This window comes from Patescibacteria group bacterium (assembly GCA_020148145.1).
Lineage (GTDB): Bacteria > Patescibacteriota > Minisyncoccia > Minisyncoccales > JAHCRE01 > JAHCRE01.
Window position 1 is genome coordinate 15257 of record JAHCRE010000003.1, and the last position, 12347, is coordinate 27603.

Consider the following 12347-nt stretch of genomic DNA (forward strand, 5'->3'; position numbering starts at 1 on the left):
AAAATATGCCAGAAAAAATTAGAGAAAAAAAAGAATTTTTAAAAAGGGAGGAGATTAGGACAATGGAAAAAGACATTAAAAGATTAAAAGAAAAGGAGGCAAGAGAGGAAAAAGAAAAAATAGTTCAATTAAAAACTGAGGAGGAGGAAAGAAAAAAAAGAAAGGAACTAGAAAAAAAAGAGAAAGAGGATGAAAGAAGGAAATTGGAAAATGAAACAAAAAGGACCGCTGAAGAAATGGAGAAAAGATGGTTAGAAAAAAAAAGGAGAAGAATTGAAATAGAGAAAGTAGAAGGAGAAAGGCTTCGAGAATCAAAAATTGAGATTGAAGAAAAAATTAGCGATTTTTCTAAACAAAAAGGGGCTTTGGAAATAAAAAAATCCCAATACCTAGATGAAATAAAAAAACTACAAGAATTTTTAGAGCCAGTTTTAGAAAAAGAAAGAGAAATTGAAAAAGAGAAAAAAGAAATTGAGGAAAGAGAAAAAAAAGCTATTTCTCCTGAGGAAAAAATGGTGATAGAAGAGGAGAGGTGGCAAATTGAAAAGGAAAGAGAAAAAATAGAATCTGAGAGGTGGGAAGTTGAAGACAAAATTAAAGAGGTAAAAAATAAATTAGAGAAAAATGATTTAGAATATCAGAGGATTAAAAGATTAGAAAAAGAGCTGAAGGAGAGAACAAAAGAAATTTTAGAAAAAGAAAAGGAAATAGAATTAAAAGAAGAAAGGGCTGGATTAGAGAAAGAACTATCTGTAATTTTAGAAAAGGGAAAGCCCTTGAAAGTAAAATTAAAGGAAATTTCAGAAAGAAAGACTGAGACAGGAAGAGCTTTAGCCGAAATTTTAATAAAAGAAAGGGAGGTCGAACAAAAAATAATTGAGCTTGAAAAAAAAGAGGGGATAGTTACTGACTTGGCTGAAAAGAGGGAAATAGAAAAAGAGAGATGGGAAGCAGAGAAAAGAAGAAAGGAAATTGAAGGAAAAAAATGGCGATTAGAGGCTAAAAGAAAGGAAATAAAAGAACAAGGAAAAGAATCTGATCTAAAATATCAACCATTGCAAAAAAAAGAGGAGGAAATTAAAAAAAGAATTGAAGAGGTTAATCTTTTTCTTAAAGAAAAACAGGTTGAGTTTCCTAAAAAAGAAATAAAAGGAGAAGAAAGATTAAAAGAGGCTGGAATTGAGGAAATTCAAAGAAAGATGGCGAGACTTAAAAAAGAAGAAGAAGAAAGGAAAGAATTCTTAGAAAGACTAAAACTAAAACCTGAGGAAAAGCCGAAAGAGATACCTATCATCCCCCCAGAACCAAAACCAGCAGAAGAAATTAAAGAAGTGACCTTGCCATCTCCTCCAAAAAAACCGCCTTTATATGAAAAAATCCTTATTAGATTAATCCTTTTAATATTATTAATAGTAATTTTAGCGACTATTTTCTTTTTCTGGTATTGGTATTTAAGGAAAGAAGGGCCTCAAAAAATACCATCTCCCTCACCTCAAACCGAAGAAGAGGAACTAATAATCATTCCTCCTTCTTTAATCTCGGTTGAGGCAACAGAGGCTTTGGAAGTTTCGGCCCCCGAAGAACTCCCTGGCCTTCTTTTCCAAATCCTAGAAAGAGACTTAGAAAAAAGTTGGTTTACTAGAATCGTAATAAAACTAGAATCGTAATAAAAAATGTAAAAGAAAACAAAGTTCTTGGTTTAAAAGAATTTTTTGCTGTTTTTAGAACTGAAACTCCAAAAGATTTTTACCAAAAATTAGAGAATGACTTTACCCTATTTATATATTCCCAGAAGGAAGGAAATAGATTGGGTTTTGTAGCTAAAGTTAAGGAGAAAGAGGGCTTAATTGGACTATTAAAATCCTGGGAAAAACAATGGAGGAAGATTTTCAAAATTTCTTTACCATGCTAGGCAAAACAGGGCCAGCTCTTGTCCCCTTCTTTAAAGATGCAAATTATAAAGGAGTAAGTTTTAGGCTTCAGGCTTTCACTCGAGAAGATTTAGGAATTTGTTATTTATTACCCGATGACTTCTTTGTCTTTTCTTCTTCTGGAGAAAATTTAATAAAAACAATTGATAAACTAACTGAATAAACTGTTGGGGAAACTATGAAAAAACAATTTCAGAAGAAATTAAAAGAAAAATTAGAAAAAGAGAGAGAAATAATCCAGAGGGAGCTCCAGAAATTTGCTAAAAAAGATGTAAGGCTAAAGGGAGATTGGGATACTCGTTTTCCTTATTTTAATGGTGAGGCTGGGGGGGCTAAAATGGAAAAAGCTGCTAATGAAGTTGAGGAATACGAAACCTTGCTCCCAATTGAATATACTCTTGAAACTAAACTCAAAAATATTAATTTAGCTTTGGGAAAAATAAAAAGGGGAGAATATGGAATTTGTGAAAAATGTAGAAAACCAATTAATATCGCCAGATTAAAGGTTTGTCCTGAGGCAAGAACTTGTTTAAAATGTAAAATTTAAAATTTTTTAAAGTTTCATAATAACCCTTAAATAAATTATGTCCGGGCACAGTCATTGGAAAAAGGTGAAATATAGGAAAGCTATCACTGATGTAAAAAAAAGTAAGATTTTCTCGAAGCTCTCTCGAGCAATTTCGGTTGCAGCTCGAGAGAAAGACCCCGATCCAGAAACAAATCCTAAATTAAAATTAGCCATAGAAATGGCTCGTTCTTTTAATTTGCCGAAAGAAAATATTGAAAGGGCTATTAAAAAGGGAGCTGGAAAATTAGAAAAAATTAAATTAGAAGAAATAATGTTTGAGGCCTATGGCCCAGGAGGAATTGCTATTATTATCGAGGGGATTACTGATAATAAAAATCGAGCCTTAACCGAAATTAAGCAAATTCTAAATCAAAATAGTGGGAAACTTGCTGATCCAGGATCAGTAAGATGGCTTTTTGAAAGAAAAGGGGTGATAACAATTTCTGTGTCCCAACCTTCGGTTATTAACCGAGAAGATTTAGAATTAAAGGTAATTGAGGCAGGAGCTGAAGATATTTATTGGCATAATGCCGCCCGCGAGGACGAGCCTCCCGCCGAAGGCGAGGTTCGCCAAGGGCGACGCCAAGGGCGGGATATCTTGGATGTCTATACAAAAATTGAAGACTTAGAAAAGGTTAAAAAAAACTTGGAAACCCAGGAGATTAAAGTTACATCCTGCTCATTAGATTGGGTGGCTAAGAATTTTGTCCAAGTCGAGGAGAAAAACAGGGAATCGGCTAAAAGACTTTTTGAAACCTTAGATGAATCAGAAGTAGTCCAGGAAATCTATTCAAATCTTAAGATCTGATTATCTTTAATATTGAAGATAAAATAATTTATTTAAATAAAATTAAGCTATGCCAAAAGAAGCTGAAATTAGGAAAAAGGCAATTCGAGTATTAGAGGAAGGAGGTTGGATTGTATGGTTTTCTCCTAAAGTAAAATACCAACAAACGGACGTCTTCGGAATTATTGATTTGTTGGCTCTTAGAGGAAAAGAGAAGAAAAATATTCAACTAACCACTCTTCCAAATGTTTCGGCTAAGAGAAAAAAAATAACAAGTTTTCTTAAAAAGTTTAAAGTAGAACTCCCTGTTGAGATTTGGGCCTGGGATAAAAAGAAAAGAAAATTTAGAAAAGAAAAGATTAATATAAAAATAGAAAAGAAAATTTCGAGAAAACTAAAGAAAAAATAGTTAGAATTTTTAAAACCTGACGCTGTTAATGTTTTAGCAATTGCTCTAACTTATCATTTCTCGGATAAAACTTAAAAGGGCTTGACAAGCCCTTTTGTCTTTTTATAATAGCGTTAAAAGACGTAAAATTCATCAGTTTAATATAAAAAATTATCTCCAAAATTAATCATTATTAAGCCATTCTGGAGTAAAAATATGTATTTCCTAAAAAATGCAATTTTAGCTCCCTATCTCAAAGAAGAGGAAGACGAGATGAAAGACGAGATAGAAGACGAGATAAGTGAAAAGAGAGGAGAAACTGAAGAAGAATGGGGTGAAGGGTGGGAAGAAGATTTATAAAAATATTCTAAATTAACCTAACAAATTTTCTTTTCCCGATCTGAAGGACCAACCCTTTTTTAATTTTTATAGTTTTTTTCCAACCCTCCTCCAATTTACCATTTATCTTTACTCCTTTTTGTAAAATCAATCTTTTAGCCTCTGATTTTGAAGAGGCTAAATTTGTTTTAGTCAATAAATCAAGAATGTTTAAGGTTTTTTCCTTTATTGAAATCTCTAAAATTTTAGAAGGCAATTTTTTCTCTTTAAAAATCTGTTTAAATTCTTTTTCAGCGATCTGGGCCACTCCTTTACTATGATAAATGCTAACAATTTCTCGAGCCAATCTAGCCTTTATGTCTCGAGGGTTTATTTTTTTAAGTTTTAGTTTTTTTTCAATTTCTTTAATTTTTTTCTCGGGAACTTCAGCGCATAATTTAAAATATTGAATAATTAAATCGTCCCTAAGAGACATGAGTTTCCCATACATGTCGTCGGCTGAATCCATAATATTAACTGTATTGCCGAAGGTTTTGCTCATCTTTCGTCCGTCAAGGCCTGGCAGCATGGGGGTAGTCAAAACGAATTTCTCTTTCTTGTTGTAAACTCGCTGCAGCTTCCTGCCAACTAACATATTAAATATCTGATCAGTTGAGCCAATTTCTAAATCGACATTCATTGCCACTGAATCGTAGCCCTGCAATAAAGGATATAGAAATTCATTAATCCAAACTTCTCCTCCTTTTTTAAGGCGATGTTGGAACATATCTCTCTCTAATAGTTGGGAAGTAGTAAAATAAGAAGTGAGCTCGACAAGATCTCTAAAAGTAAGTTTAGCCAACCAGCCAGCATTGTACTTAACCTTGATCTCTGAAAGATTTAGAATTTTTGAAGCCTGTTTTTTATAGGTGGCCATATTTTTTTTGATTTGAGTCAAACTAAGGGGTTTTCTTTTTTTATCTCTCTCTGAAGGGTCGCCTATCTGGGCAGTAAAAGTGCCAAAGAGTAAAATCACCTCATGCCCTAACTTTTGAAATTGTTGAAGTTTTCTTAAAGGAATTGCATGGCCGAGGTGAAGCTCAGGGGCAGTCGGGTCTATCCCAAGATAAAGGCGGATTTTTCTTTTTTTCATTAATCTTGCTAATTTTTCTCTACTTGGTAATACTTTTTCTACCCCCCTAGTTAAAACCTCTTTAACCTTTTTTGAACTAGTATCTATTTTCGTTTTCATACTTTTAATTTACTACAATTTTAAAGATTTAACAAATTTCTGAAAAAATGTTAAAAATAATTTGGAATTCATGGCCAAAAGAAAAAGACATCTAAAAGTTTACGAAAAAAGCCCAAGGTCTAAAATAGGAAAAAGGGTCGGTTTACTCTTCAGGTCTTTAGGCTTTGGCTTTTTAGTTCTTTTATTAGGGTCTTTATCCTTATTTATTTATTATGCCAAGGATCTTCCCCGGCCAGAGAAATTTTTGGAAAGACAGTTCTTCCAATCCACCAAGATTTATGACCGCTCAGGAGAAACTCTTTTATATGAAATTTATGGCGAAGAAAAAAGAGAGATTGTCCCTTTAGAAAAAGTGCCAGAATACTTAAAAGAAGCAGTTATTGCCACTGAAGATATTAATTTTTATCACCATTTTGGAATAGACTTCAAAGCAGTGGCTCGCGCTGTTTTAAATAATTTAAAATTAGGTAAACCAATCCAGGGAGGCTCAACTATTTCTCAACAATTAATTCGTTCTTCTTTTTTAACCATGGAGAAAACTCTGGAGCGGAAAACAAGAGAAATTATTTTAACTTTGGAATTAGAAAGAAGATATTCTAAAGATCAAATCTTAGGATTTTATTTAAATCAAATTCCTTTTGGTTCAAACGCTTATGGAGTAGAGGCAGCTAGCCAGACTTATTTTAGGAAACCTGTCTCTGATATTTCTCTAGCTGAGGCCGCTCTTTTAGCTTCTTTAATTAAAGCCCCAAGTCGTCTCTCTCCTTTTGGAGACAACTTGGCTGAACTGTTGGCCAGAAAGGATTATGTTTTAGACCGAATGGAGCTTTCAGGTTTCATTACAAAGGAAAAAAAAGAATTGGCAAAAAAAGAGGAAATAAAGTTTGCCAAGGCCTTGCACCCAATCAAGGCTCCCCATTTTGTCCTTTATATTAAAAACTATCTTGAATTAAAATATGGAGAAGATTTCTTAAGAGAAAAAGGGCTTAGAGTTTATACTAGCTTGGATTGGGAACTCCAGGAATTAGCAGAAAAAGTGGTCGAAGAAGGGGCAAAAACTAATGAAAACTACCGGGCCTTTAATGCTTCTTTAGTGGCAATTGATCCCAAAACTGGTCAGATATTAGCTATGGTAGGTTCAAGAGATTGGTTTGGAAACCCTTATCCCCAAGGATGTATCCCCGGGAAAACTTGTCTTTTTGACCCAAGCCCAAATGTTAGCTTATTAGGTAGACAACCAGGTTCAGCTTTTAAGCCCTTTGTTTATGCTACTGCTTTTAAAAAAGGCTTTAATGATAAATATAAAGTTTTGGACAAGGAAACAAATTTTGGTCTCTGGGGCGGGAAACCTTATATTCCCCAAAATTATGATGGTCTTTTCCGGGGCCCAGTAACTTTAAGAGAAGGTTTGGCTCAATCTTTAAATGTTCCCTCAGTAAAAGTTCTTGCCTATCTAGCCGGCCTAAAAGATAGCATTAAAACAGCCAAAGACCTTGGAATCACTACTTTAGATAAACCTCCCTCTTGGTATGGGTTGGCCTTAGTTTTAGGAGGTGGGGAAGTAAAGCTTCTAGACATGGTTTCAGCTTATGGAGTTTTTGCTACCGAAGGATTAAGGACTCCTCCAGTTGCTATTCTAAGAGTTGAAGATGAACGAGGAAACATAATTGAGGAAAATAAAAAAACTCCAAAAAGAGTTTTAGAAACTGAGGTAGCCAGGCTTATTAATGATATTTTGTCAGACAATCAAGCCAGGACCCCAGTGTTCGGCCCAAGCTCTCCTCTTTATCTTGAAGATTCTAAGGTGGCAGCTAAAACCGGGACAACTGAGAATTATAAAGACGGTTGGGTTATAGGCTATACTCCCTCAATTGTGGCCGGAGTTTGGGTAGGAAATAATGATGGGACCCCAATGCGAAAAGGACCAGGAGTAGTGGTAGCAGGACCAATCTGGCACCAATTTATGGAAGAGGCTTTATTAAAATATCCGAAAGAAACTTTCAAAAAGCCTTTTCCCAACTAGCCAGAATCTTTTAGTTAATTTTAAAAACTAGGCCTTAACTTGCCTTTATAGGCATTAAAATATAAATATAACTTTGGTCTCCTACTGGCTTTAAAGCGCCTGGCCCATCTTCGCCGTTTAGTTCAAAAATTAGGTCTTTGCTTTTTATATTTAAAAGACCATCAATAAGAAATCGGTGATTAAAAGAAACCGTAACTTCTTCACCGTTTATTTCCCCAGGAAGAAAAGACCTATGTTCTCCAAGGTCAGGGTCTTGGCTAAAAATTTCTATTCCTTCTTTCTTTTTTTCGATCTTAAACTTGACCTCGTTTATTTTCCCACTAAAAAGACTGGCTAGTTTAACTTGATTTAAAAATTCATTTTTTGGCAAAAATAGCTGGGTCTTATATTTTTTAGGAATAATCGCCTGATAGTCTGGATATCCTCCTTCAATTAAGCGAGAAACGAGCTGAACCTGCGGATGAGGAGTCTCTGCCATTGGAATTTCAAATAAAGCCTGATTAGGTTCCAAACAGATTTTAAGTTCTCCTTTCTTTTCCCCAAAAACATTAATTAACTCCCTAGCTGCTTTCTGAGGAAGAATCAAAGAATATTTCTGGGAGAACGAAAGAGGTTTTTCTAAAAAAAGCTTTTTCTCTCCTAATCTAAAACTATCAGTCGCTACCATTTTAATTAACTCTTTCTCAAAGGAAAAATATATCCCAGAGATCTCTGGCCTGGCGGTAGAAGGTTGAGCAAAGTTGACAATTGTTTCTAAGCCCTGGCAAAAAGCTGAATTATCAACTAAAATTTTTTTCTCTTCTGATATATGCGGGATAATTGGGAACTCATCGGCGCTAAAGCTTTTTATCTGAGTCTTGTAATTTTCCGATTCAATAAGTAAATTGGAACCTTTAACTTCCAGTTTCATCGGTTTATTAGGGAGAAAATTGACAAAAGAAGATATTATTTTTGTTGGAATAGTTATTTTGCCTTCTTTTTCTATTTTAGCTAAGGACCACCAATTTATACCAACTTCCAAATCAGTGGTTGATAGTTGTAAAAAGTTCTTCTCTGCCTGGATTAGAATATTATTAAGAATTGGCAAAGTATAAGATTTTGGAGAAACTCTTCCTACAACATTTAATCCATTTTTAAGTTTTTCTTGTAAGATTATCAGACTTAGTTGATTACTATTCATATTAATATCTATTTTTTATTATTACTATTATTAGTGGTGTAGAAAGCTATGTTCTAACTTGAGATTCTATTAATATTTATTGAGAATAAAGTGTTGAAAATAAAGGGAAACTTTTAGGAAAAATTCTTTGTTATTTATCAAAATTTTTTGTTAGAAAGATTATTCTCTAATTATTAACTCGAAATCCGCTGTTTTATTAAGTTAATTTCCTCTCCTAGGTTTTCATTCTTTTTTAGCTCCTTTAAAATTTTTTCATAAGCATAAATAGCGGTAGTGTGATCCTTCCCCCCTAATTTTCTTCCAATAAAAGGATAGGAGCTTTTTAGTTCTTCTCTTAATAGATACATAGCTACTTGTCTTGGCCTGACAATTTCTTTTTTTCTCGAAGAAGCTAAAAGGTCTTTTTCTTTTAAGTCATAAAACTCAGCCACTGCTCGAAGGATTTTTTTGGGAGTAATAACTTTTTTCGGGGAAAAAATTAAGCTTTTTAGGAGAGACTTAGTAATTTCCAAATCAGGAGGTTGCTTATTGAGTTTTTGATAGGCCGCCAATCTATTTAAAGCTCCTTCTAATTCTCTGATATTTTTTTGGATATTAGAAGCAATATATTCATAGACAGGAGTAGAAAAATCAATTTTTCTTTCTTGGGCTTTCGCTTTTAAAATCGCTATCCTAGTTTCAAAATCAGGATAGCCAATGTCGGCAATCATTCCTCCTTCAAAACGCGACCTCAGTCTTTCAGTTAAAGTTGGGATAGCCTTTGGCGGTCGATCGGAAGAAAGAACAATTTGGTTGTTTTTTTCATAAAGAGCATTAAAGGTGTGAAAAAACTCTTCCTGGGTTTTTTCTTTTCCAGCTAAAAATTGGACATCATCTAAAATTAAGATATCAATTGTTCTTAATTTCGATTTAAAATTTGCAATCTTCTGGTTTCTGATTGAAGCCACTACTCCGGAAGTAAATCTTTCAGCTGGAATATATTTTACTTTCTTTTTGGGGAAATTTTTAACAACTTCGTTACCAATTGCTTGGAGTAAGTGGGTCTTGCCCAGACCTACGCCTCCATAAATAAAAAGAGGATTATAAACAAGCCCGGGTTTTTTTGTTATTGCCCAGGCAGCCGCCTGAGGTAATTCATTAAAAGGGCCGACTACGAAGTTCTCAAAAGTATATCGTGGATTAAGACTTGTTTCCCCATTGATTTTAAACTCTTGAAATTCAAGCTGTTCAGTTCTAGTTAGAGGGAGAGGGCTTCTTTTTGAAACCTTTAAATTAACTTTCCCGGCAATATATCTGACTTCTTTAACCTTTTCATCTAAACTATGTAAAATTTTAAAAATATTTTTGTGGTATTTACTTTCGAGCCATTCTTTAGCGAAGGTATTGGGTACCGAAACTATTATCTGGTTTTCTTTTTTAGTCAAAATTTCGGTGTTTTTAAACCAAGTAACAAAATTAGCTGGAGAAATATTTAACTGGATTTGGGCTAAGACTGCTTGCCAGAGCTCTTCGTTGGTCATAGTTTTATTATAAAACAAACTTAAATAATAAAGTATAGAAATATTTATTTCCAACTTATTATATCATAAGTCAAGGATTAGTAAAATAAACAGGGAAAAACAAAATTTGTTAATAAATTGTGGAGAAATAGTGAAAATTGACTTTTGATTTTAAAAGAGTAAAATCGAAATTAGAAAATATGGTAATTACTTATCGGCCAAAAAGAAAAAAAAGAAAAAGAGCCCATGGATTTAGAAAGAGAATGAAAACTAAGGGAGGGAAAAGAGTTGTGTCTAAAAGAAGGAGGAAAGGAAGAAAGAAACTTACAGTTTAAAATCAGAAATTTTTTATATTTAATTTTGACCGAACCTTTTTAGAATAAAATGCTGTTTAAAGAAAGTCGCCTAAAGAAAAGTAAGGACTTTGAAAAGGTTTTTAGGGCTGGCCGAGGCTTCAAAGAGGATTTTTTATTTTTAAAAATAATTAAAAATAATTTAAACCATAGCCGTTTTGGTTTTATGGTTTCCAAGAAACTTTCAAAAAAGGCAACTTTACGTAATAAAATGAAAAGGAGACTAAGAGAGTTAGTGAGAATGAAGTTGGGTAAAATTAAAAAAGGAGTCGACGTTGTTTTAGTGGCTAGCCCAGGCTTAGAAAAAAAAGATTTTTGGGAAATCGAAGAAATTTTGAATAAAATTTTTGAAAAGGCAAGCCTAATAAAAAACTAAAATTCAATATGGAATTACTTATTAATATTTTTAATAAAATTTTATATCAACCCTTATTCAATATCTTGGTTTTGCTATATCAATATTTACCCGGAAAAGATCTTGGGATAGCTATAATTTTTTTAACTCTCTTAACAAAAGCCCTATTTTATCCTTTGAGTAAACAGTCGATTAAATCCCAGAAAGCTCTAAGTAATCTTCAGCCAAAGATTCAAGACATTCAAAAAAAATACAAAGATGATAAAGAAAAACAGGCCTTAGCAATGATGGAACTTTATCAGAAAGAAAAAATTAATCCTTTTTCCGGACTTTTACCTCTATTTTTGCAAATACCAATTTTAATCGCTCTTTATCGAGTATTTTTGAGAGGATTTCATCCAGAAGAGATGCTTAGCCTTTATAACTTTATTCCTCATCCCGGAAATATTTCCCCTCTTTTTTTAGGAATTTTAGATCTTAATAAACCTTCGCCAATTTTGGCAATTTTTACTGGAGTCTTTCAATTTTTTCAATCAAAAATGGTGGCACCAAAGGCAAAAGGGAAAACAGATCGATTTTCCCAAATTTTCCAAAAGCAAATACTTTACTTTTTTCCAATTTTTACGATTTTCATTTTGTTAAAACTCCCTTCAGCTATTGGTCTTTATTGGTTAGTGGTAACAATCTTTTCAATAATCCAACAATATTTTATTTTAAAGAAACGTCCTGCTTAAATTTTATGCTAAGCCAAAGCAATATTGAAACAATTAAAAAAATCACTGAGGATTTTTTCAAAAAAACAACAATTGATGTTGAAATTGAGTTTTTACCTCAGAGAGGAGAAGCCTTGCCAATAAGTTTGAAAACAGAAAAGCCCCAAATTTTAATTGGAGAACATGGCCTTACTTTATTGGAAATTCAGCATCTTTTAAAGGTAATTTTAAAGCGAAAAATAAAAGAAAATTTTTATATTGATTTAGATGTCGCAGATTACAAAAAGAAAAAAATCGAATATTTAAAAGAATTAGCAAAATCTGTTGCCGATGAAGTTTCCTTAACAAAAAAAGAAAAAATTTTATCTCCTATGCCAGCTTACGAAAGAAGAATTATCCATCTGGAATTAGCTGAAAGAAAGGATGTCACCTCAGAAAGCATTGGCCGAGGGCTAGAAAGAAGAGTGGTAATTAGGCCTTATCCCTAAAATTAAAGAGGAAGATTTTATATAAAAAAGGGCCTAAAGGCCCTTTTTAGTTTTTTAATTTTTGATAAAATTATATTTTATTATTTCATAGAAAATCAATAATATTCCTGGTAATAGTATAAAGGGCTTAGTTAGATATTCTTTGGCCCAGCTTTCTTTAAGGGCAAGGGTCGGTTGTATCCCACAACCCATCACAACATGTATCGTCTCCTTCACACAGAGCGAGCATCACAATATCAAACACATTAATTGTTTGGTCTTTATTTACATCTGCAACAGGATCATAACCTACTGTACCACAACTTTCACCAAATGTATCAGTTATTCGATCTTGTAACTCGACACAAGTATGTGATGGAGGTGGCGGACAAGGATCAGTATCATCCCATAAACCCTGACAGCAAGCCTCATCCATTCCACAGATAGCAAATGCTGCAGCATCAAAAGCATCAACTATCTGATCTTTGTTTATATCTGCAATAGGGTCGTAAA

At 33.3% G+C, this 12347-nt stretch carries 15 protein-coding genes; 11 read left to right on the forward strand and 4 right to left on the reverse strand.

The features are described from left to right. Nucleotides 1–5 precede the first annotated feature (5 nt). The 6 genes from KJA15_00115 (at nucleotide 6) to KJA15_00140 (ending at nucleotide 4034) form a co-directional block, all read left to right on the forward strand. Entirely contained in the window at nucleotides 6–1667 is a 1662-nt protein-coding gene (locus tag KJA15_00115) for a hypothetical protein (GenBank protein ID MBZ9571735.1), read from the forward strand. A gap of 208 nt (nucleotides 1668–1875) precedes the next feature. Further along, complete coding sequence (locus tag KJA15_00120; GenBank protein ID MBZ9571736.1) at nucleotides 1876–2094, forward strand: hypothetical protein; 219 nt, start codon at nucleotides 1876–1878, stop codon at nucleotides 2092–2094. A gap of 15 nt (nucleotides 2095–2109) precedes the next feature. After that, nucleotides 2110–2478 carry a hypothetical protein gene (locus tag KJA15_00125; GenBank protein ID MBZ9571737.1) on the forward strand — a complete coding sequence of 123 codons (369 nt, stop codon included), beginning with the start codon at nucleotides 2110–2112 and terminating at the stop codon, nucleotides 2476–2478. Between the two features lie 37 nt (nucleotides 2479–2515). After that, entirely contained in the window at nucleotides 2516–3307 is a 792-nt protein-coding gene (locus KJA15_00130) for a YebC/PmpR family DNA-binding transcriptional regulator (protein ID MBZ9571738.1), read from the forward strand. A gap of 49 nt (nucleotides 3308–3356) precedes the next feature. Continuing rightward, entirely contained in the window at nucleotides 3357–3695 is a 339-nt protein-coding gene (locus KJA15_00135) for a hypothetical protein (GenBank protein ID MBZ9571739.1), read from the forward strand. Between the two features lie 195 nt (nucleotides 3696–3890). Then, nucleotides 3891–4034, forward strand: coding sequence for a hypothetical protein (locus KJA15_00140; GenBank protein MBZ9571740.1), 144 nt, complete (start codon nucleotides 3891–3893; stop codon nucleotides 4032–4034). A gap of 7 nt (nucleotides 4035–4041) precedes the next feature. On the opposite strand, the gene KJA15_00145 is transcribed toward KJA15_00140, so the two are convergent. Further along, nucleotides 4042–5244, reverse strand: coding sequence for a tyrosine--tRNA ligase (locus tag KJA15_00145; protein MBZ9571741.1), 1203 nt, complete (start codon nucleotides 5242–5244; stop codon nucleotides 4042–4044). Nucleotides 5245–5314: 70 nt separating this feature from the next. On the opposite strand from KJA15_00145, the gene KJA15_00150 reads away from it, so the two are divergent. Further along, the gene (locus KJA15_00150) at nucleotides 5315–7267 is read left to right on the forward strand and encodes a PBP1A family penicillin-binding protein (GenBank protein ID MBZ9571742.1); all 1953 of its coding nucleotides are present in this window, start codon (nucleotides 5315–5317) and stop codon (nucleotides 7265–7267) included. 34 nt (nucleotides 7268–7301) lie between these two features. Here KJA15_00150 and dnaN read toward each other — a convergent pair whose 3' ends face one another. Both dnaN and dnaA read right to left on the reverse strand, forming a co-directional pair. Beyond that, nucleotides 7302–8447: a DNA polymerase III subunit beta gene (dnaN, locus tag KJA15_00155; protein ID MBZ9571743.1), complete on the reverse strand. Its 1146-nt coding sequence runs from the start codon at nucleotides 8445–8447 to the stop codon at nucleotides 7302–7304. A 173-nt stretch (nucleotides 8448–8620) separates the two neighbouring features. Beyond that, a complete protein-coding gene (gene dnaA, locus KJA15_00160) occupies nucleotides 8621–9967 on the reverse strand; it encodes a chromosomal replication initiator protein DnaA (GenBank protein MBZ9571744.1) in 1347 nt (448 codons plus the stop codon). A gap of 179 nt (nucleotides 9968–10146) precedes the next feature. On the opposite strand from dnaA, the gene rpmH reads away from it, so the two are divergent. The 4 genes from rpmH to KJA15_00180 are packed head-to-tail and all read left to right on the forward strand — an operon-like array spanning nucleotide 10147 to nucleotide 11855. Next, entirely contained in the window at nucleotides 10147–10281 is a 135-nt protein-coding gene (gene rpmH / locus KJA15_00165; protein ID MBZ9571745.1) for a 50S ribosomal protein L34, read from the forward strand. A gap of 49 nt (nucleotides 10282–10330) precedes the next feature. Further along, the gene (gene rnpA / locus KJA15_00170; GenBank protein MBZ9571746.1) at nucleotides 10331–10675 is read left to right on the forward strand and encodes a ribonuclease P protein component; all 345 of its coding nucleotides are present in this window, start codon (nucleotides 10331–10333) and stop codon (nucleotides 10673–10675) included. Between the two features lie 8 nt (nucleotides 10676–10683). Next, nucleotides 10684–11388 (forward strand): membrane protein insertase YidC, encoded by a 705-nt coding sequence (locus KJA15_00175; GenBank protein MBZ9571747.1) that lies wholly within the window; start codon nucleotides 10684–10686, stop codon nucleotides 11386–11388. Between the two features lie 5 nt (nucleotides 11389–11393). Beyond that, a complete protein-coding gene (locus KJA15_00180) occupies nucleotides 11394–11855 on the forward strand; it encodes a hypothetical protein (GenBank protein ID MBZ9571748.1) in 462 nt (153 codons plus the stop codon). A 157-nt stretch (nucleotides 11856–12012) separates the two neighbouring features. Here KJA15_00180 and KJA15_00185 read toward each other — a convergent pair. Then, a partial coding sequence (locus KJA15_00185; protein MBZ9571749.1) for a hypothetical protein occupies nucleotides 12013–12347 on the reverse strand: 335 nt, incomplete at its 5' end.

Bases quoted from the DNA above. Each gene is read 5' to 3' on its own strand.
- KJA15_00115 (MBZ9571735.1), top strand. From the start codon at position 6: ATGCCAGAAAAAATTAGAGAAAAAAAAGAATTTTTAAAAAGGGAGGAG.
- KJA15_00120 (MBZ9571736.1), top strand. From the start codon at position 1,876: ATGGAGGAAGATTTTCAAAATTTCTTTACCATGCTAGGCAAAACAGGG.
- KJA15_00125 (MBZ9571737.1), top strand. From the start codon at position 2,110: ATGAAAAAACAATTTCAGAAGAAATTAAAAGAAAAATTAGAAAAAGAG.
- KJA15_00130 (MBZ9571738.1), top strand. From the start codon at position 2,516: ATGTCCGGGCACAGTCATTGGAAAAAGGTGAAATATAGGAAAGCTATC.
- KJA15_00135 (MBZ9571739.1), top strand. From the start codon at position 3,357: ATGCCAAAAGAAGCTGAAATTAGGAAAAAGGCAATTCGAGTATTAGAG.
- KJA15_00140 (MBZ9571740.1), top strand. From the start codon at position 3,891: ATGTATTTCCTAAAAAATGCAATTTTAGCTCCCTATCTCAAAGAAGAG.
- KJA15_00145 (MBZ9571741.1), bottom strand. From the start codon at position 5,244: ATGAAAACGAAAATAGATACTAGTTCAAAAAAGGTTAAAGAGGTTTTA.
- KJA15_00150 (MBZ9571742.1), top strand. From the start codon at position 5,315: ATGGCCAAAAGAAAAAGACATCTAAAAGTTTACGAAAAAAGCCCAAGG.
- dnaN (MBZ9571743.1), bottom strand. From the start codon at position 8,447: ATGAATAGTAATCAACTAAGTCTGATAATCTTACAAGAAAAACTTAAA.
- dnaA (MBZ9571744.1), bottom strand. From the start codon at position 9,967: ATGACCAACGAAGAGCTCTGGCAAGCAGTCTTAGCCCAAATCCAGTTA.
- rpmH (MBZ9571745.1), top strand. From the start codon at position 10,147: ATGGTAATTACTTATCGGCCAAAAAGAAAAAAAAGAAAAAGAGCCCAT.
- rnpA (MBZ9571746.1), top strand. From the start codon at position 10,331: ATGCTGTTTAAAGAAAGTCGCCTAAAGAAAAGTAAGGACTTTGAAAAG.
- KJA15_00175 (MBZ9571747.1), top strand. From the start codon at position 10,684: ATGGAATTACTTATTAATATTTTTAATAAAATTTTATATCAACCCTTA.
- KJA15_00180 (MBZ9571748.1), top strand. From the start codon at position 11,394: ATGCTAAGCCAAAGCAATATTGAAACAATTAAAAAAATCACTGAGGAT.